Annotated in this window: 21 protein-coding genes and 2 tRNA genes; 9 read left to right on the forward strand and 14 right to left on the reverse strand. The window is 52.8% G+C overall.

The window, feature by feature from the left end:
• Nucleotides 1–22: 22 nt before the first annotated feature.
• Nucleotides 23–385, forward strand: a complete 363-nt coding sequence (locus tag LG323_RS02855; protein ID WP_404418861.1) for a YgjP-like metallopeptidase domain-containing protein — start codon at nt 23–25, stop codon at nt 383–385.
• A gap of 27 nt (nt 386–412) precedes the next feature.
• Here LG323_RS02855 and LG323_RS02860 read toward each other — a convergent pair.
• The 10 genes from LG323_RS02860 to purM form a co-directional block, all read right to left on the reverse strand.
• A tRNA-Pro gene (locus LG323_RS02860) sits at nt 413–489 on the reverse strand.
• Nucleotides 490–616: 127 nt separating this feature from the next.
• Nucleotides 617–910: an integration host factor subunit alpha gene (gene ihfA / locus LG323_RS02865; RefSeq protein ID WP_310696283.1), complete on the reverse strand. Its 294-nt coding sequence runs from the start codon at nt 908–910 to the stop codon at nt 617–619.
• Between the two features lie 67 nt (nt 911–977).
• Nucleotides 978–3,368 (reverse strand): phenylalanine--tRNA ligase subunit beta, encoded by a 2,391-nt coding sequence (pheT, locus tag LG323_RS02870; RefSeq protein ID WP_404418864.1) that lies wholly within the window; start codon nt 3,366–3,368, stop codon nt 978–980.
• A gap of 34 nt (nt 3,369–3,402) precedes the next feature.
• Nucleotides 3,403–4,395: a phenylalanine--tRNA ligase subunit alpha gene (pheS, locus tag LG323_RS02875; protein WP_404418866.1), complete on the reverse strand. Its 993-nt coding sequence runs from the start codon at nt 4,393–4,395 to the stop codon at nt 3,403–3,405.
• A gap of 116 nt (nt 4,396–4,511) precedes the next feature.
• Complete coding sequence (gene rplT / locus LG323_RS02880; RefSeq protein ID WP_072326259.1) at nt 4,512–4,868, reverse strand: 50S ribosomal protein L20; 357 nt, start codon at nt 4,866–4,868, stop codon at nt 4,512–4,514.
• 40 nt (nt 4,869–4,908) lie between these two features.
• Nucleotides 4,909–5,103: a 50S ribosomal protein L35 gene (gene rpmI / locus LG323_RS02885; RefSeq protein WP_310696289.1), complete on the reverse strand. Its 195-nt coding sequence runs from the start codon at nt 5,101–5,103 to the stop codon at nt 4,909–4,911.
• A 137-nt stretch (nt 5,104–5,240) separates the two neighbouring features.
• On the reverse strand, nt 5,241–5,768 hold the full coding sequence (gene infC, locus LG323_RS02890; RefSeq protein WP_310696291.1) for a translation initiation factor IF-3: 528 nt from the start codon (nt 5,766–5,768) through the stop codon (nt 5,241–5,243).
• 122 nt (nt 5,769–5,890) lie between these two features.
• Nucleotides 5,891–7,783, reverse strand: coding sequence for a threonine--tRNA ligase (gene thrS / locus LG323_RS02895; RefSeq protein ID WP_404418869.1), 1,893 nt, complete (start codon nt 7,781–7,783; stop codon nt 5,891–5,893).
• A gap of 185 nt (nt 7,784–7,968) precedes the next feature.
• Nucleotides 7,969–8,646, reverse strand: a complete 678-nt coding sequence (gene purN / locus LG323_RS02900) for a phosphoribosylglycinamide formyltransferase (RefSeq protein WP_404418871.1) — start codon at nt 8,644–8,646, stop codon at nt 7,969–7,971.
• Entirely contained in the window at nt 8,643–9,701 is a 1,059-nt protein-coding gene (gene purM / locus LG323_RS02905; protein WP_404418873.1) for a phosphoribosylformylglycinamidine cyclo-ligase, read from the reverse strand. Before purM ends, purN begins: the two co-directional genes overlap by 4 nt.
• A 208-nt stretch (nt 9,702–9,909) precedes the next feature.
• Between purM and LG323_RS02910 the strand changes: the two genes are divergently transcribed.
• The 4 genes from LG323_RS02910 to LG323_RS02925 all read left to right on the forward strand — a co-directional run bounded on the left by LG323_RS02910 (nt 9,910) and on the right by LG323_RS02925 (nt 14,160).
• Nucleotides 9,910–11,139: a DUF2066 domain-containing protein gene (locus LG323_RS02910; protein WP_404418875.1), complete on the forward strand. Its 1,230-nt coding sequence runs from the start codon at nt 9,910–9,912 to the stop codon at nt 11,137–11,139.
• A gap of 11 nt (nt 11,140–11,150) precedes the next feature.
• Nucleotides 11,151–11,846 (forward strand): DnaA regulatory inactivator Hda, encoded by a 696-nt coding sequence (hda, locus tag LG323_RS02915; RefSeq protein WP_404418878.1) that lies wholly within the window; start codon nt 11,151–11,153, stop codon nt 11,844–11,846.
• 117 nt (nt 11,847–11,963) lie between these two features.
• On the forward strand, nt 11,964–12,890 hold the full coding sequence (locus LG323_RS02920; RefSeq protein WP_404418880.1) for a GGDEF domain-containing protein: 927 nt from the start codon (nt 11,964–11,966) through the stop codon (nt 12,888–12,890).
• A 115-nt stretch (nt 12,891–13,005) separates the two neighbouring features.
• Nucleotides 13,006–14,160, forward strand: coding sequence for a carboxylate-amine ligase (locus LG323_RS02925; RefSeq protein WP_404418882.1), 1,155 nt, complete (start codon nt 13,006–13,008; stop codon nt 14,158–14,160).
• Here the strand turns inward: LG323_RS02925 and LG323_RS02930 are convergent.
• Genes LG323_RS02930 through arsC form a run of 3 tightly spaced genes read right to left on the reverse strand, consistent with a single transcriptional unit; the run spans nt 14,157 to nt 15,554 of the window.
• A complete protein-coding gene (locus LG323_RS02930; protein ID WP_404418884.1) occupies nt 14,157–14,558 on the reverse strand; it encodes a DUF2069 domain-containing protein in 402 nt (133 codons plus the stop codon). The genes LG323_RS02925 and LG323_RS02930 overlap by 4 nt on opposite strands.
• Before the next feature lie 27 nt (nt 14,559–14,585).
• Entirely contained in the window at nt 14,586–15,185 is a 600-nt protein-coding gene (gene wrbA / locus LG323_RS02935; RefSeq protein WP_404418886.1) for an NAD(P)H:quinone oxidoreductase, read from the reverse strand.
• A gap of 21 nt (nt 15,186–15,206) precedes the next feature.
• A complete protein-coding gene (arsC, locus tag LG323_RS02940) occupies nt 15,207–15,554 on the reverse strand; it encodes an arsenate reductase (glutaredoxin) (protein WP_404418888.1) in 348 nt (115 codons plus the stop codon).
• 77 nt (nt 15,555–15,631) lie between these two features.
• Between arsC and LG323_RS02945 the strand changes: the two genes are divergently transcribed.
• From LG323_RS02945 to LG323_RS02955, 3 genes are all read left to right on the forward strand, one after another.
• Nucleotides 15,632–16,897, forward strand: a complete 1,266-nt coding sequence (locus LG323_RS02945; protein WP_404418890.1) for a YihY family inner membrane protein — start codon at nt 15,632–15,634, stop codon at nt 16,895–16,897.
• The gene (locus LG323_RS02950; RefSeq protein ID WP_404418892.1) at nt 16,881–17,081 is read left to right on the forward strand and encodes a DUF3185 family protein; all 201 of its coding nucleotides are present in this window, start codon (nt 16,881–16,883) and stop codon (nt 17,079–17,081) included. The genes LG323_RS02945 and LG323_RS02950 overlap by 17 nt, the downstream gene beginning before the upstream one ends.
• Before the next feature lie 50 nt (nt 17,082–17,131).
• Nucleotides 17,132–17,207: transfer RNA gene (locus LG323_RS02955), tRNA-Ala, on the forward strand.
• A 79-nt stretch (nt 17,208–17,286) separates the two neighbouring features.
• Here LG323_RS02955 and apbC read toward each other — a convergent pair.
• Nucleotides 17,287–18,093, reverse strand: a complete 807-nt coding sequence (apbC, locus tag LG323_RS02960; protein ID WP_404418894.1) for an iron-sulfur cluster carrier protein ApbC — start codon at nt 18,091–18,093, stop codon at nt 17,287–17,289.
• Nucleotides 18,094–18,201: 108 nt separating this feature from the next.
• On the opposite strand from apbC, the gene LG323_RS02965 reads away from it, so the two are divergent.
• Nucleotides 18,202–19,311, forward strand: coding sequence for a homoserine O-acetyltransferase (locus LG323_RS02965; RefSeq protein WP_404418896.1), 1,110 nt, complete (start codon nt 18,202–18,204; stop codon nt 19,309–19,311).
• Nucleotides 19,312–19,313 lie beyond the last annotated feature (2 nt).

Raw genomic sequence — 19,313 nt, forward strand, 5'->3', positions numbered from 1 at the left:
GGCCAAAGGTGGGTCAAAATAAATGGCCATTGACAGTAGTAGTTCGCCAGTAGCCGCCAATTTGTCTCAGGAGAAGCTTTTCCCTACCTGGGCGCAAGTCATACGTGGCCCCTTTGCGCCTGTAAAGCTCCTGAACGGACGCTTGCTGGTGGCCTTGCCCAATGACGATAAGCAGCCTCACATGGTGCCTAACGCCTTGGTGCGCTGGTACAAACGCCAGGCTCAGCAAAAGCTCAAGGAAAAAGTGGCACGTTTTGCACCCAAGGTTGGCGTGGAGCCAAAAAGTGTAGGGATCAAAACCTTCAAATCCCGCTGGGGGAGCTGCACCGAAATTGGTGGGGCAAAAAGTGGGGCAAAAACCATCAAGCACAAAAAAAGGGTTTAGCCTTTTGAGCTAAACCCTTGATTTTTATGGTCGGAGCGACTGGATTCGAACCAGCGACCCCTTGCACCCCATGCAAGTGCGCTACCAAGCTGCGCCACGCTCCGTCAATCTTTTTACTGCTTCTTTTGGAAGCCATCCTGGGGCTGGTTGGGGTTTGCCCTCAAGACGCTGCGCATTATAGGCGCCTTTTTTAATTTTGAAAACCCCTTAATGAACAAAAGTTTAGGTTTTTTAACCTTTATAGGCTTCAACGCGACTTTTGAGCTTTTGACCTGCTTTAAAGGTGACGACCCGGCGGGCGGAAATGGGGATTTCTTCGCCTGTTTTGGGGTTGCGCCCGGGACGTTCGCGTTTGTCGCGCAGGTCAAAGTTCCCGAAACCGGATATTTTGACCTGCTCATTTTCTTTCAGGCAGTCCCTTATTTCACTGAAGAAAAGTTCAACCATCTCTTTGGCGTCGCGTTTGCTCAAGCCCAATTCATCGATCAGCTTTTCAGCCATTTCGGCTTTGGTTAAGGCTCCCACGTTTTAGCTCCTTCTTCTGGATAATTCGCTTGATTAAGCTCAGCACACCAGTCAAAGGAGCCTTTTATTAGCTCCTTAATTCCGCAGCAAAACCTTGCGAAAAGGCCGTAACTATCTGGTCAACCTGAGCATTTATTTCTTCATCCGTAAGAGTGCGCGAAGGATGTTGCCAGGTCAAGCCCAAAGCCAGGCTCTTTTTCCCTTCAGGAACCCCTTTTCCCTGGTAAACGTCAAAAAGGGTCACTTTTTGCAGCCATTCACCGCCCTGGTTTTCTGCTTCCTGTAGAAGCTGACCTACGGGGAGGCCTTCATCCACGAGCAGAGCCAGGTCACGGCGCATTTCTGGGAAACGTGAAAGGGATTTGAAGCGGGGGAGTTTGCCCGCCTGCAGGCTGTCCAGGTGAATTTCAAAAACCAGGGCCTGACCCCGGACATCCAGTTGTTTACTCAGTTGTGGGTGAAGAGCACCCAGCCAACCTGCCGACAACCAGTGACCATCCGCTTGTTGGCAGAGAACTTCGGCACTCTGGCCCGGATGCAGGGCAGGGTGTTCAGCAGGCTTGAATTGCCAGCTGCCAGAGTCCCCTCCCAGTTCCAGCAGAGCCTCCAGGTCGCCTTTGAGGTCAAAGAAATCAACGGCTTCATCCTGATTGCTCCAGCCTTCCGGCAGTCGGGCACCGCTGATCAGGCCAGCCAGCATGGGTTCCTGACTTAGACCTTCGGGTGTCTGAATAAATCTCAGGCCGCTTTCAAAGAGGCGCACACGCGGATGCTGGCGTTTCTGGTTGTGAACCAGTGCTTTGGTCAAACCGGGCAACAAACTGGTGCGCATGACCGACAGTTCCGTTGAAATCGGATTGGCCAGTGGCAGCGGTGTGTTGTCAGGGTCGAAGGCCTGGGACCATTTGGGATCGATAAAGCTGTAGGTCACAGCTTCCTGGTAACCTCGTGCCACCAGGGTGGAACGCAGTTGCCTGAGGGTGATCCTGGCTTCCGGCTGGCTTTGCAACAGCAGGGAGGCCGTGGGGGCTTTGACGGGTAACTTGTCATAGCCATAGACACGAGCGACTTCTTCGATCAGATCCACTTCCAAGCTGATGTCAAAACGATAACTGGGCACCTGAACCTGCCAGGCATCACCCAGATCATCAACCTTCAAGCCCAGACGGGTCAGAATGTCGGTTACTTCTTCGTCAGGAAGACGTACGGCCAGGAGTTGTTCGAGGCGGTTTTTGCGCAGGGTGACATCAGGGCGCGTGGGGAGTTGATCTGTCTGTACAGCCTCCACAACCGGGCCGGGTTCACCACCGGTGATGTCCAGAAGCAGTTCAGTGGCCCGTTCCATGGCTCTTTCCTGTACCTGAAAATCCACGCCCCGCTCAAAGCGGTGCGAAGCATCGGTGTGCAAACCATAATTGCGGGCTTTGCCAGCCAGAGCCAGAGGATCAAAATAGGCCACTTCCAGCAGGATATCCTGGGTGTTTTCAGTGCAGCCGGAGTGTTCGCCACCCATGATGCCAGCCAGTGCCAAAGCTTTGCTGTGATCGGCAATAACCAGAGTATCCGCGGTCAATTCCAGTTCCGAGCCATCCAGAAGTACCAGTTTTTCCCGGTCTTCCGCCAGACGCACACGAATACCTTCCACGATTTGTGAGTTATCAAAAGCGTGCAGAGGCTGACCCAGTTCCAGCATCACATAGTTGGTGACGTCCACCACGGGGTCGAGGCTGCGAATACCACTGCGGCGCAGTTTTTCCTTCATCCAGATGGGTGTGGGTGCCTGGATGTTGACTCCCTTGATGATCCGACCCAGGTACTTGGGGCAGGCATGAGGGGCTTCAAGGGTGATTTGGGGTTGTTCATCATGTGTGGGGGGGACGTGCTTAAAAATCGGCTGATTCACTCGGGCACGATTCAAAACACCCACTTCCCGGGCCATGCCGGCAATGGACAGGCAATCACTGCGATTGGGGGTCAGATCCACATCAAAAATGGCATCATTGAGGTTCAGATAAAAACGCAGATCCTGACCATTGGTGGCATCCTCGGCCAGTTCCATAATACCTTCATGGTTATCAGACAGGCCCAGCTCTTTTTCCGAGCTGAGCATGCCCTGGGATTCCACTTGGCGCAGCTTGGCCTTTTTGATTTTGAAATCACCGGGCAAAACAGCCCCGACCTTGGCAAAAGCGGTTTTCAGGCCAGCGCGGGCATTGGGAGCGCCACAAACCACCTGGTACTCTTCTTCGCCGTCTGTGACTCGACAAACCTGGAGTTTGTCAGCATTGGGGTGGGGTTCTGCAGCCAGGATTTCACCCACCACGACACCACTGAATCGACCCGCAGCAGGCTCACAGCCATCCACTTCCAGACCGGCCAGGGAGAGCTGTGTTTCCAGGGCTTCGGTATCCAGCGCGGGGTTCACCCATTCGCGCAACCAGAGTTCACTGAATTTCATTGATTTAAATCCTGTCAATTGGTGTGCTTGATGATCAACTCAGTTGGCCAAGAAACTTCATATCATTGTCAAAAAAGAGTCTGAGGTCATCGACGCCATAGCGCAGCATGGCCAGACGTTCAACACCCATACCAAAGGCAAAACCCGTGTATTTTTCCGGATCGATGCCGGACATTTCAAGCACCTTGGGGTGAACCATTCCGCAACCCAGGATTTCCAGCCAGCGGCCATCACCACGATCCACGTCCACTTCAATGGAAGGTTCAGTGAAGGGGAAATAAGAGGGGCGAAAGCGTACCCGCAGATCCTGCTCGAAAAAGGCCCGCAAAAATTGCTGCAATATGCCTTTCAGGTCGGCAAAACTGATGTTCTCATCCACCAGCAGGCCTTCGACCTGATGAAACATGGGGGAGTGGGTCATATCGGAATCACAGCGATAGACACGACCCGGACAGATGATGCGGATCGGTGGCTGCTGTTCTTCCATGGTGCGTACCTGAACGGGAGAGGTGTGGGTACGCAGCAGAGTGTGGGCATCAAAATAAAAGGTGTCGTGCATGGCACGCGCCGGGTGATGCGCCGGAATATTCAGGGCTTCAAAATTATGGTAGTCATCTTCGACTTCCGGGCCTTCAGCCACAGAGAAGCCAATGGTGGAGAAGAAATCTTCAATACGCGCAATGGTGCGAGTGACCGGGTGCAAGCCACCCGATGGCTGGCCTCGGCCCGGCAGGGTGACATCAACAGCTTCAGCAGCCAGTTTGGCATTCAGGGCCTGGGAATCCAGTAATTCTTTGCGCTGGTTGATGGCTTCCTGGACCTGCTGTTTGGCCTGGTTGATTTTTTCACCGGCCTGGGGACGCTCTTCAGCGGGCAGTTGGCCCAGGCTTTTCAGCAGACTCGTCAGTTCGCCTTTTTTCCCCAGATACTGGACACGAAGTTGATCCAGAGTTTGGGTGTCCTGGGCCTGGTTAAGCTGCTCCAGTGCCTCTTTGACCCTGGCCTCCAGTGTTGCATCATTTTCCATCTGCACGACTCCAGAAAAAATTGGGGCAAATAAAAAAGGGGAAGAGCAGTGCCCTTCCCCCGTTATTCAGCTTCCTGGTCGAAAACCAGAAGCTGTCAGCAATCGCTGGAGAAGTATCAGGCCAGGGCGGCTTTGGATTTCTCAACGATGGCTGCAAAAGTAGCCTGGTCGTGAACAGCGATATCAGCCAGAACCTTGCGGTCAATGGCGATATCGGCTTTTTTCAGGCCGGAAATGAAGCGGCTGTAGGACATGCCATTGATACGGGCTGCTGCGTTGATACGCGCAATCCAGAGGGCACGGAACTGACGCTTGCGAACACGGCGGTCACGGTAGGCGTACTGGCCTGCCTTGATGACTGCCTGTTTGGCAACACGAAATACACGACTACGGGCTCCATAGTAACCCTTAGCCAGCTTTAAAATCTTTTTGTGACGACGACGCGCCTGTACACCACGCTTTACGCGAGCCATGAAACTTACTCCTGACTTGAAAAATTAATTGAAAAGAACCTTAAACGCTGGGCAGCATGCGTCTGATCATCGGCACATCAGAAGCAGCAATTTGCTTCATGCCACGCAGTTGACGCTTACGCTTGGGGCTTTTCTTGGTCAGGATGTGGCTGCGGAAAGACTGCTTGTGCTTGAAGCCTTTGGCAGTCGGCTTGAAACGCTTGCGCGCACCACTGTTGGATTTGATCTTAGGCATTACTAAATACTCCACAAGTGCATCTAAAGATGCGTTGCAAGGGATTGGGCATGATCCAGGCCCGGAAATTGACCTGTGAACCAGAACTCAAGCAAGCCGGTTTTTGTACCGGCTTGAATATCACTGGAAACAGGGGATCATTTCTTCTTGGGTGCCATCATCATGACCATCTGTCTGCCTTCAAGGCGGGGACGAGATTCGATCACAACAGCATCACCCAGTTCTTCTTCAACCCGCTGGAAAAGGCGCAAGCCTATGTCCTGGTGCGCCATTTCGCGACCACGGAATCGAAGCGTCATTTTAACCTTGTCACCGTCATCAAGGAAACGTTTCAGATTGCGAAACTTGATCTGAAAGTCGCCTTCTTCGGTGCCAGGGCGAAACTTAACCTCTTTGATCTGGATCTGTTTCTGCTTTTTCTTCTGGGCATTCTTGGCTTTTTTCTGTTCGAAAACATACTTGCCATAGTCCATGATCTTGCAGACGATGGGGTCTGCTTCAGAAATCTTGACCAGATCCAGTTCGGCCTCAGCGGCTTTATCCAGGGCTTCCTGGAGAGGAACAACACCGACTTGTTCGCCATCTTGTGCGATTAAACGAACTTCTTCGGCCTGGATATTCTCATTTATCGGGGGCAGGTTCTTTTTTGGATCCCGCCCTCTCATTGGATTAGCTCGCTTGATTGCTATATCTCCATCTTGTTTGCAATTGATCACAGGGCTTTGGCTTGTTGCCGTTTCACCCTGCTGCCTTTCTTCAGTCGGTTACTGTCGCGAGTGTAGCACTTTCAACGCTCCAGCAGTTTGGCCTGAAGTTGAGCCAGATCATAAGTACCCAAGTCTTCACCATGTCGAGTTCTCAGGGCAACAGTGCCTGATTCGACTTCCTTATCACCCACAACCAGCAAATAAGGAATTTTGGCTAGGGTATGTTCACGGATTTTAAAGCCTATTTTCTCATTTCTCAAGTCGGTTTCGACTCTAATGCCGCTGGAATAGAGTTTTTTTGCCAGCTCCTGAACATAAGGAGCCTGTTTGTCGGTGATATTGAGTACCACGGCCTGGATGGGGGCCAGCCAGGGTGGCAGATCTCCGGCATAATGCTCGATCAGGATACCGATAAAACGCTCGAAGGAACCCAGGATGGCGCGGTGCAGCATGACCGGTGTCTTGCGGCTGCCATCTTCTGCAACATAGTTGGAGCCCAGGCGGCCGGGGAGGACAAAATCCAGCTGCAGGGTACCACACTGCCAGACACGCCCCAGGCAGTCACGCAGCGAGAATTCGATTTTCGGACCGTAGAAGGCACCTTCACCCGGCTGCAGATCCCAGTCCTTGCCGATCTTGTTCAAAGCATGTTCCAGAGCGTGCTCTGCCTTGTCCCAGAGGGCATCTTCACCGATGCGGCTTTCCGGGCGGGTCGACAGCTTGAGCTCAACATCTTCAAAACCAAAAGCTTTGTAAACATCCAGAGTGAGCTGAATGAAACGCGCGGATTCTTCTTCCATCTGCTCTTCAGTGCAGAAGATATGAGCATCATCCTGGGTGAAGCCGCGTACCCGCATCAAGCCATGCAGGGAGCCGGAAGGCTCATTGCGGTGACAGGAGCCGAATTCAGCCATGCGCAGGGGGAGATCACGGTAGCTTTTCAAACCCTGGTTGAAAATCTGCAGATGGCAGGGGCAGTTCATGGGTTTGATGGCGTAATCCCGGTGTTCGGATACTGTGGTGAACATGTTGCTGTGATAATGTTCCCAGTGGCCCGATTTTTCCCAGAGCATCCTGTCCACGATCTGCGGGGTACGCACCTCCTGGTAACCGTTATCACGCAACACGCCGCGCATATAGGTTTCCAGAGTCTGATAGAGTGTCCAGCCATTGGCATGCCAGAAGACCATGCCGGGCGCTTCGTCCTGGATATGAAAAAGATCCATACGCTTGGCCAGCTTGCGGTGGTCGCGTTTTTCGGCTTCTTCCAGGCGGTGCAGGTAGGCTTTGAGTTCTTTTTTATCGCCCCAGCAGGTGCCATAAATGCGCTGCAGCATCTTGTTGTTGGAGTCACCGCGCCAATAGGCACCAGAAACGCGCATCAGCTTGAAAGCTTTGAGTTTGCCGGTGCTGGGAACGTGGGGGCCACGGCAGAGGTCGATAAAATCGCCCTGACGATAGAGGGAAAGCTCTTCATTGGCGGGAATATCGCGAATGATTTCAGCTTTGTAGATTTCACCCATTTCCTCGAAAAAGGGAATGGCTTCTTCACGGGTCATGATCTGGCGTTCTACAGGAATATCCTGCTTCGCCAGCTTTTCCATCTGCTTTTCAATGGCCTGCAGATCTTCTGGAGTAAAAGCCCCTTCCACATCAAAGTCGTAGTAAAAACCGTCTTCAATGGTCGGGCCAATAGTAACCTGAGCTTTGGGAAAAAGATCTTTAACAGCCATGGCCATCAGGTGGGCACAGGAGTGGCGTAGAATTTCCAGGCCTTCCTGGTCACGGGAGGTGACAATAGCCAGTTCGCTGTCGCTGTCAAGGGTGTGGCTGGTGTCAACCAGAGTGCCATTGACCTTGCCCGCCAGGGCGGCCTTGGCCAGGCCGGCACCGATGGATTCGGCGACCTGATGAACAGTGACAGGGTGATCGAAAGCACGCTGGCTTCCATCGGGGAGAGTAATGACAGGCATAGTCTTTTTCCTGAGCAGTGGTGTCCCTTACGAGAGGACACTTGGTTCATGTGTTTGTCTACTTTTCTGGAAGCGGCGGCCACCGGACGAAGGTGGCACTTTCCCGCTTCAGGCCAGCGACAAGAGTATAAAAACGCAAAATAATGACAGGCAGGAATCAGCGTGTCCAGTCAAATGCGCTGTTTTCAGGTGTCTTCCTGGTACAAAACACCAGATTTGGGTAGAGGATGACCATCCAGTTGCGGCTGATCGCCCTGCAGTTGCAGACGACCCTGCAAAAACCAGCGCACGACGATGGGATAAAGCAAATGTTCCTTGGCCTGCACCCGGCGTGCCAGACTGGTCTCATCATCATCCACCTCAACCGGCACCTTGGCCTGAATCACCAGAGGGCCGCCATCCAGCTCTTCCGTGACAAAATGAATGCTGACGCCATGTTCATTGTCACCGGCTTCCAGAGCACGGCGGTGGGTATGTAGCCCTCTGTATTTAGGAAGCAGGGAAGGATGAATATTCAGCAGCCTGCCATGAAAGCGCAGCACAAAAGCCGGGGAGAGAATTCGCATGAAGCCAGCCAGAACCAGAAGATCCGGCTGATAGTCATCAATCAGGCGGATCAAGGCCTGGTCGTACTCTTCACGGCTTGCAAAACCTGCAGCAGGCAAAACTTCTGTGGCGATATCGGCTTGCTTGGCTCTTTCCAGGCCATAGGCATCGGCCTGGTCACTGATTACTGCAGCAATTTCGCCACCCAGGCCCTCCTGGGTCTTACAAGTGTCGATCAGTGCCTGCAGGTTGCTGCCATTACCTGAAATCAAAACCACGACTCGACGAGCGTCCACTGGTTCCCCGCCATGCATCATTCTTTAAGCCCCTTGATTTCGACGGCCTCTTCGTCAGGGTTGCGGTTGCTGATCACGCCCAACTCAAATACCGTTTCACCTTGTGCTTCCAGTTCTTTGCGGATGCTGGCTGCCTGATCCGAGGCAACAGCGAGAACCATACCAATACCGCAGTTGAGTGTCCGGTACATTTCTTTTTCGGGCACTTGGCCGACATCCTGCATCCAGTCGAAGACAGCAGGGCGCTGATAAGTGGTTAAATCCAGCTCAGCCTTACAGTTGTCAGGCAGCACCCGCGGGATGTTTTCATACAGGCCGCCACCGGTGATATGTGACAGAGCATGAATGGCCGCACCTTCCTTGATCAGTTTCAGCAGCGGCTTGACGTAAATGCGCGTGGGCTCCATGAGTGCCTGTCCCAACGGCTTGCCATCGCTCAGCTGCATGTCCAGGGAATCACCGCTGACTTCCAGCAATTTGCGAATCAGGGAATAGCCGTTGGAGTGAGGGCCTGAAGAAGCCAAGCCGAGGAGCACATCGCCTGCAGCCACTTTGCTGCCATCCAGCACTTCGGATTTTTCCACGATACCTACACAAAAACCGGCCAGATCGTAATCATCGCCTTCATACATGCCGGGCATTTCTGCCGTTTCACCGCCAACGAGTGCGCAGCCTGCTTGTTCGCAGCCAGTGCCTATGCCTGTCACCACATCAGCGGCCACATCAATATTCAGCTTGCCTGTTGCATAGTAATCCAGGAAGAAGAGGGGTTCGGCACCACAGACAATCAAATCGTTGACGCACATGGCAACCAGATCGATCCCGATGGTGTCATGCTGTTTCAGTTCCATGGCCAGGCGCAGCTTGGTGCCCACACCATCCGTACCTGAAACCAGAAGGGGTTCACGGTAACCGGCAGGAATCTGGCAGAGGGCTCCAAAACCGCCCAGGCCACCCATGACTTCCGGACGGCTGGTGCGCTTGGCTACACCTTTGATGCGCTCGACCAGCGCGTTCCCGGCATCAATATCGACACCGGCATCTTTATAAGTAATCGGGGTTTTGCTACGGCTCATGGAGTGTCCTGCATTAGAAAATCGGTCAGTAAAAATGGGCAAGGCCATAAAAGTTGCGTATTCTAACACCCTGAAGCCTCAGGCTCCACGAAGTCAGCCAGCCTGAGTTAAAATTGTTTGAGTCAATGACTGTTTGCACTGATAACGGATGAGCAAGGTGAAATTAATCAAGGTCGCTCTATACACAAGTATCTGGCTTATTTTTTTAATGGCAGGTGCGCAACCTCTTTATGCGGATCGGGTTGATAATCTTTACAGCCTTCAGGCTCTGGTCCCTGATACTCGTGATTCCACACGGGCAGAAGCTGCCAATGCAATGCTTAAGCGTCTTCTGGTTCGGGTTTCCGGCACTCAGGCCGTACTCGAGAAAATGCCACCGGACGATTTTCTTGAAATGAAAAAGGCACTGGATACGGCAGAGTCCTCTGCAGAGCGGGAGGAGGCACAAAAAACCTATCAGAAACTGGCCACGACAGAACAGCTTGAGCTTTGGGAGGAACTGGCCAATGCCCAACGTTGGGTCAGTCAATACAGTTACCAGTCCTCCGACCAATTGATTGAAAACAAAGAAGGTGATGAAGTTCGGGCCCAGCGTCTCGAACTGGATTTTGATCCTGACGGTATCAATCGTTTGCTGCAACGGATGCAAGCGCCCGTCTGGGATGCCAGTCGCCCCAAAACTCTTTTTTTGATTGCCTTGCAGGGCCGACAGGGCCGTTATCTGGTCACCCCCAGCAGCAACCAGCCCTTGAGCGAATTGCTTGATGAGCTTGCCCTACAACGGGGTCTGCCCTTGGAACTGCCTGATGAAGAACAGAAATCTTTACCGCCGGGTTTGTTGTCGGATATCTGGGGAGGCTTCAGCCGGGAAATTCTTGAAGCCAGCCAGGCCTATCAGCCGGACGCCATCGCCGTTGGACGTATTTACCCCTCATCCGGCACCTGGGCCGTTAACTGGCAGCTGTTCACCGGCCTGGACTCGGTTCGGGACAACACCTCGGCAGCCACTCTGGGTGAAGCGCTCGAATCTGGCGTTGATTTTGTGGCCGAATCCCTGTCTGAGCGTTATGCCAGCTCACCGGATCAGGGGGCGGGCAGTTATCGCCTGGCTGTTTCCGAGATCCAAAAAATTGCCGATTTTTCAGAAATGATGAGCTATTTGAATGAACTGTCCCTGACCAAGGATGTGGAGCTTGTGAAAACCCAGAAGGACCAACTCCTGTTACAGGTTGATCTGCGCGGCGGTGTGGATCAACTGCGTGCCAACCTGAAGCTGGATGGTCGACTAGAAGAGACGTCCTTCTACAGCCTTCAGCAGGCCAGAAAACAGGAGGACTTTACCGCACAGTCAGGAGCACTGGATCCGCAGGCAGGCGTTAGCGAAGATCCAGCTTTTTTCAGGCAAGTTGATGCCTGGTTCAAGTGGCAAGCCAACTAGGATTGATTAGCATGGCCGCACCCGTACAGCTTTCTCTTGGCGTTCATTTGCAGGATGCTGCCCAGTTCAGCAATTTTCATCTGGGTAAAAACCCGGCAATAGTAACGCATTTGCCGGAAATGCTTGAGCAACCCGGCTTTCGTTATGTGTTCCTGTGGGGAAAGCAGGACAGCGGCAAAAGCCATCTGCTGCAGGCATGCTACCACCGGGCTCAGCAGCAGGGCATGGAAGCCGCCTATCTGTCGTTGCAGGAGATGGCTGGAGGAAGCCCCAGCCCTTTGGCCGAGCTGGATCAGTCTCTGGTTTGTCTGGATGACCTGGATGCAGTTGCCGGAATCTCTGCCTGGGAAGAAGCCTTGTTCCATACTTTTAACCGCCTGAGAGACCAGGGTAAGATGCTGTTAATAACAGCCGCTTCCTCACCGGCCCATCTGCCGGTACAACTACCGGATTTGGCTTCGCGGCTGGCATGGGGTCTGACTTATCAGTTGCAAACACTTGAGGATGACGACAAGCTGGCTGCCTTGAAAATGCGTGCCCAAAAACGCGGTCTGCAAATGCCGGATGAAGTGGCACGCTACCTTCTACACCGCAGCCCCAGGCGCTTGAGCGGCTTGTTTGCAACTCTGGATGTGCTGGATGATGCCAGTCTCAAGGAGCAGCGCAAGCTGACAATTCCTTTTGTACGCCAGGCTTTAAAATGGTAGTTTGTGAGGGGTGCTGAAAGCGGGGGGTCTTGCTTCCAGCGCCGAGTTGGACTATAAATCTAAAAGCTGATTGACTTATTTTTGCCATTAAAACTCTAGCAGCAGAAGGAAAGCACTTTGGCTAAGATTTCTGAAAAAGAAATTGCTCATATCCTGCAACAATCACTGGATCTGGTTTTGGTGATAGACCCCAGTGATCGAAGTCTGCTGTTTGTCAATGAGCATGGTGCCGCTTGGTTGGGGATGGGGGTTGATGAACTCCTCTCAAAAGGCCCTTTCACCTTCCTGCCGGAACTGACCGATGCTGAGCTGGAAGGCATCCTCGAAAACCTGCAATACCTGGATCAAGGCGAGGGTATGACCCTGGTCACACCGGTCAGGCGCAGCCTGGGTACCGACCATGATTTTGAGTTCCGCATGCAACTGCTGGACTATGAAGGCCGCTCCTACGTGGTTGCCAATGGTCGGGACATTGCCGAACGGGTTGCGGTAACCGACAAGGTGCATAATCTGCTTGCCGATGCCCAGATTGAATCCCGCCAAGACAAAACCACCCATCTCTACCAACGCGATGCTTTTCTGCAGGTCTTTCGCGAGCTGCTGGATCAAGTCGGCCCCAATGGTCTGCGTCTGACCCTGGTTGCCATTGATATGAAAAACCTGCATGAAATCAATGAACAATTTGGCCAGAGTATTGGCGATCGTGTTCTCAAAAACATGGGTAGCCTGCTTCAGCATTGTGCGGGCAGGGATGATATCTGTGCCCGTTTCAGTGGCCGTAAACTCTGCATTCTTTTACCCAACAAGGGCCAGCAGGACGGCTTGCTGCTGGCTGACAAAATCAGCAAAGCCCTGAGCAAGGTCAAGTACTCCGAATTCCCGACCTTGCGAATCCATTCCAGCGTCGCTGTTGCCGAATTGCCCGAGCCGGGCGAACCGGAATTGCTGCTGGATAAGGTCATCAGCCGTATGCGTGAACTGAAAAACAAAGAAGTTGCCCATGAAATTCACCGTTTTGGCCTGGTGAGCCTGCAACTGCCATAAAATTTAACCAGCTGCGACAAAATGCCCATACAAACACGACCTAAGTAGCAGGTTTTGCAGTTGGAATCCCGTTTATAAGCTATAAAATGAGGGCTTCACTTCTTCTGGAGTTCTCATGTTTCACAGTCAGGTTATTCAACCGACCAGTACACCCACCTTTGCAACAGCCCTTCAGGAAGAGTTTCTTCTCGTTGATTTGGACACTTTGGATGTCATCGTCGAGCAGCCACCCGAGCTTATTCAGCGTTTACGCAATGAACTGGGTGAAAAAGTGCGGCCGGAATTTCTTGGGGCACAGATACGCACTGCGACTGGCTTTCATGAAAACCTGACCGAAATGCGCCGTGAAGCCTGGCAGCTTCGCAAGCAACTGGCCGCCTTGGCTGCTGATTTTGGCCTGGCACCCATGGCAGCGGGAACCCACCCTTTTGCGGATTGGCACCGTCAGCGGCAAACTCAGGATGGACAACAGCATGGAATGGTGTTGGAGCTGCGCGATTTGTCCCGACGTTTGCTGACTTGCGGCATGCAGGTCAAGGTGATCATTGAGGATCCTGACCTGCGTATCGACCTGATGAATCAGGTTTCCTATTTTGTTCCTCACATACTGGCGCTATCCACCAGCTCACCCTTTTGGTTGAGTGCCAAAACCGGCTTGAAAAGTTATCGCATCAGTGCTTTTTCCGAGCTGCCGCGCACGGGTCTTCCCGATCTTTTTGACTCCTGGGCTGATTTTGAAGCCCACACCAATGTGCTGGTCAAATCAGGCTTGATTGAGGACATTTCCCGGCTTTGGTGGGATTTGCGCCCTTCCAGTCGTCATGAGGCTCTGGAGATGCGGGTGGCAGACTCCTGCACCCGGATTGATGATTCGGTGGCCATCGCCGCTCTTTACCGCTGTCTGCTGCGTTACTTGTACCGTCTGCGTTTGCGCAACCAGCGCTGGCGGAGCTATGCACGCATGTTGATCAACGAGAACCGCTGGCGTGCCCAGTGTTATGGCACTGATGCCGGTCTGGTGGACCTGGGAACAGGGGAAATTCGTCCTTATAAACACCTGCTGCTGGAGATGTTGGAGATGCTGCAGGAGGATGCCCAAGCCCTGGGATGCCAGGAAGAGCTAGAAATCTGCGCCAAGATCCTGAACCGGGGAACCAGTGCACATCTGCAAATTGGTGCCCATGCCTCAGCACTGCGTTCGGGGCGCAGTGAGGAGGAGGCATGGCTGGAAGTGGTGCGTTTGCTGCTTAACTTGACCCAGGCAGACTAATCCAGGGTCGCTCCACGCAACTGCATGCCTCGCCAGCGCCCGTAAAGCATGGCGGCGGTGAATAGAGTCAAGGCCAGCAATGCCTGCAAAAAACCCAGCCCGGCCTTGCCTGGAATAAAAGCGGTGGTCACTCCCTGCATAAAGTACACCAGACTGACAAAGCACAGCCAGGCATGGGGGCGGGGCTGTTTTAACCAGATGAAAGGAAAAAACACCAATAGGGGCAGCCAAAGCACCCCGAGAATCACAGCAAAGCGGGCTTCTTCAGGAGGTGGGAAAGCAATGAGTCCGGCCAACAGAACCAACAGCAGGCCAAAATAGCTGCCCAGGGTCAATATCCGGCTGATGAGTAGTTTCTGGTGAAGTTCACGCTTGGGAAGGGGTTTTGCAGGTTTCACGTTTTTGCCTTGAAATTGAAAATGGGTTTAATCGCTGAGTTTTTTGGCCAGGCGGGCAATGCGTTCGCCCTGGGCGCGACAGAGTTTGATTTCCGTCTGGCTGAGTTCACTGTTGCTGTCTGCTCCAGCCACATGCGTTGCTCCATAAGGGGTGCCACCTTCCTGAGTGGCCACCAGTTCAGGGTTGGAGTAGGGCAGTCCGGCCCAGATCATGCCCTGATGCAGCAAGGGCAGGGCCATGCTCAAAAGAGTGGTTTCCTGACCACCATGCAGGCTGGATGTTGAGGTGAAAGTACCTGCTGGTTTGTCGATCAAGGCACCGGACAACCAAAGCCCACTGGTGGAATCAATGAAATATTTCATGGGAGCCGCCATATTACCGAAGCGGGTGGGGCTGCCCAACAAAAGGCCTGCGCAGTGTCGCAAATCATCCTCTGTGGCGTAAACGGCACCTGTTTCCGGTACGGCTGCTGCAGTTGCTTCACAAACAGCGGATACAGCCGGTACGGTTCTGAGGCGGGCTTCCACGCCGGAAACCTGCTCGACACCCCGGGCCATCTCACGGGCCATGTTGGCCAAACTGCCATTGCGGGAGTAATAAAGTACCAAAATATAAGGCAAAGACATTGATGGTTCCTTGTAAAAAAGCTAGATGATTTCCAATACCTGCTCGGGAGGACGGCCAATGACAGCCTTGTCGCCCTTGATGAAAACAGGCCGCTCCATCAGCTTGGGATGGGCCACCATGGCGGCAATCAGCTGCTCTTCAGACAGGCTTTTGTCCTGCAAATTCAGTTCTTTATAGATACTTTCTCCGGAGCGCAACAGTTGCCGGGCAGTGAGTTGAAGCTTGTCCAGAAGCTGAACCAGCTCAGCCTGATTGAGGGGCTCCTCCAGGTATTTGCGTTGCTCGAAGTCCACCTGCTTCTCTTCCAGAAGTTGTAGAGCCTGACGGGATTTGGAGCAGCGAGGGTTATGCAGAAGGGTGGGGGCCATTAAATTGTTGCCTTTCTCGGGTCAGTGATAAACTGCAACCATTCTAACTGCCTGCTTGACCTGAAGGAACCTTGCTCATGCAAAGAATTGCCCAGCTGCTTGCCAAACTGCAAAACCTGGCGTCTTTTAAAATGCTGTTGTCTGTTTTTCAGCGCTTTATCAATGATGACTGCCCCAGAAATGCTGCAGCCCTGACCTATACCTCCCTGTTTGCCGTTGTACCTTTGCTGACAGTGACCTACTCCATGCTCGCTGCTTTACCGGTTTTCCGCGGCCTGGAGGATGATTTGCAAAGCATGCTGTTTGATCATTTTGTACCTGCAACGGGGCAGGTGGTGCAGGACTATATGGGTGATTTTGCTCAGCAGGCCCGGCAGCTGACTCTGGTGGGTGTTGTCTTTCTGATTATCACCGCCGGTCTGATGATTTTTAATATCGAAAAGGCTTTTAATGCCATCTGGCGAGTGGAAAAGCCCAGGCGGGGTTTGCAGGCTTTTCTGATTTACTGGACGGTGCTGACCCTGGGCCCCTTGCTGCTGGGGGCCGGTCTGGTTTTAAGCTCTTACCTGACCACCCTGCCACTTTTGGAAATGGTTACGGAGCCGGGTGGTGCGGCCATCCTCTGGAATTACGTGCCTTTTATTTTCAGTGCTCTGGCGTTCACTTTACTCTACTGGGCTGTGCCGCATTGCAGTGTGCGCTTTAAACATGCTGCCATGGGAGGGATGGTTATGGCCTTGATGTTTGAAACGGCCAAGGCCGGCTTTACCTGGTTTGTAGCCAGCTTCCCCAGTTATGAGCTGGTTTACGGGGCTTTTGCTGCCTTTCCTCTGTTTCTCTTGTGGATGTATGTTTCCTGGCTGTTGATTTTGCTGGCTGCAGAGTGGGTGGCTTTGCTGAGCCTGCCGGGAAAAGAAGTGACGGTTGAAAAGCTGGAGCCGGGCCTGCAATTACTGGTGGTGCTCAGAGTTCTCTGGGAGGCTTTTGGCAAAGGGGAGGGCATTGACGAGAACCAGCTGCGCAGCCTTGCGGGCAGCCAGAATCCTGAACTCTGGCAGGACAGATTAAAATGGTTACAGGATCAGCACTGGATCGTTTTTGATGCCGAACGTGAGGTCTGGCTTCCCGGTCGGGATTTTTCCAGGATCAGCTTTGCCAACTGGCTGGAACAACTGCCCTGGCGTATGCCTCCGGCCAGCTCCTGGCCGGACAGCCTTCTGGATTTACCGGCTTTGAAAGCGGCCCATGCAAGGCTGGAAAAGCATGAGCAAGAACTTTTTTCCCAGCCAGTCAGTTATTTTTTCGATAAAAACCAAGAGGTTCCCAATGAGAAGAGCAATTAGTGTTGTCTTGATTTTGATGGGTATCATCCTGCTCTACTGGGGCTATGATCTTCAACAGCGGTTGGATATGCACCTTATACGTGAAGTCACCGGCGAACCACCGGAAGCGGTCTGGCAATACTATGTCACTGGCACCCTGTCACTGCTGTTGGGTGGCTACGGTCTTTGGAAATTTCGCGGTTAAGGCTTGACACCGGGCAAAGAGGCTATATAATTCAAGCCTCTTCAGCTCGTGGGGCTATAGCTCAGCTGGGAGAGCGCTTGCATGGCATGCAAGAGGTCAGCGGTTCGATCCCGCTTAGCTCCACCAATTTATTCCTGGAATTACCCTTTCCTTTACTCGTATCCAAAAGAAACTTTAAGCACTTCCCTGTGCTTTGATCATGCTGTTATTCGCTAAAGGAAATTTCCGGGCCTGACCCGCTGTCCTGGTTTTCCATGTTCTCACGAATATTGGCGGCAATCTTTTTAAAGACTTCTGCAACCTTGCCTTCAGGCTCAGCTTCAACGCTGGGATGCCCCTGATCCACCTGTTCACGAATGGACAGGGCCAAAGGCAGTTGCCCCAGCAGTTCGGTCTGATATTCCTGAGCAATACGCTCACCGCCACCTTCCCCGAAAATCGGTTCACTGTGACCGCATTGTGAGCAGGTATGCAGGCTCATATTCTCCACCACACCCAGCACTGGCACCTTGACCTGACGGAACATCTCTATGCCCCTTTTGGCATCCAGAAGAGCAATATCCTGAGGTGTGGTCACTATGACAGCGCCACTGACTTCCACTTTCTGTGCCATGGTCAGCTGAATGTCACCGGTACCGGGAGGCATGTCGATAAACAGATAATCCAGGTCATCCCAGCGGGTCTGGTTGAGCAGCTGCTGAAAAGCTCCTGAAGCCATGGGTCCACGCCAGATCATCGGGGTTTTCTGATCCACCAGAAAAGCCATGGACATCAACTGGATGCCCTTGGCATAGATGGGATCAAAGGTTTTACCATCGTCCGACTTGGGTTTTTGATCGGCGGGAACAGCAAACATCTGCGCCTGGCTGGGGCCATAAATATCAGCATCCAGTACGCCAACCCGCTTGCCCTGAGCCGACATGGCCAAAGCCAGATTGGCGGTTACGGTGCTTTTGCCGACGCCACCTTTACCTGAGGCTACTGCGATAATATGCTTAACGCCGTCAGTCACTTGGATTCTCCTGATTAATATTGAACATCCAACCATCTTAGCCCTGATTACTGCATCTGGCAAAGCAGATCCATTGAATAATAACCCTTGAAAACAAGGAGTTTTTGCATGCTGGTCGAGAAAAAAACATTCACCATCGAGGGTTTCAAAACCTTCAATGGCAGCTTTTTGCCACAGGTACAAATCGGCTGGGAGTCCTGGGGCCAACTGAATACCAGGAAAGATAATGCAATTCTGGTGACCCATTATTTTTCCGGCTCCAGCCATGCTGCAGGGCGCTACCAGGAAACAGACCCACTGCCAGGTTATTGGGATTCACTGATCGGCCCCGGCAAGCCTCTGGATACTGACCATTACTTTATTTTCAGCTGCGACACCCTGGTCAACCAGGAGCCTTTCAATCCTTATGTCGTCACCACAGGGCCAGCTTCCATCAACCCGGAAACCGACAAGCCTTGGGGCCTGGACTTTCCAGTGGTCACCATTGCGGATTTTGTAAACACCCAAAAAGCGCTGATGGAATCGCTGGGCATTGAAAGGCTGCATGCGGTCATGGGGCCTTCCATGGGTTCCCTTCAGGCCTTGCATTGGGCTGTTGCCTACCCTGAAGCAGTGGAACGCATGGTGTCTGTGATCGGGATGGGTGAGGCGGATGCCTGGACCTGCCTGGGCCTACAACAGTGGGCAGAACCCATTCTGGCAGACCCCAACTGGCAGCAGGGGGATTACTATGCATCCGAACCACCGCTGCAAGGGGTTTTACAAACTCTGATGCAGATCAATCAGCAGGCGCTCAGCCCTGAGCTAATTAACCGAACTTTCTTTCAGCATCATCCGATGGAAGCCGGGCCTCTGGAATCCATTCAGGAAGATTATCGAATGGTGAAGCGCTTTCGGGAAGACTGCCAGGAAAGAGCCAAGCTGGCCGATGCCAATCATTTGCTGTATTTGATCAGGGCCAATCAGCTGTTTCTGGCCGGGCAGGGCAGCAGTCTTAAAGAGGGGCTGCAAAAAATTCAGGCCAAATGCCTGTTTCTGCCAGCCACCAATGATCAACTGTTGCCACCGCGCCTTGCCCTGAAAACCCATGAGCTGTTGCTAGAGCTGGGAAAAAACAGCCATTATCAGGAAATCACAGGCTCCTGGGGGCATCTGGACGGTATTTACAGCATCACCAGCCAGGGCGAATTGATCAGAGGCTTCCTGGAAGAGAGTTAAGT

Source organism: Marinospirillum sp., from assembly GCF_044810985.1.
In the GTDB taxonomy this organism is placed as follows: Bacteria; Pseudomonadota; Gammaproteobacteria; order Pseudomonadales; family Halomonadaceae; genus Marinospirillum.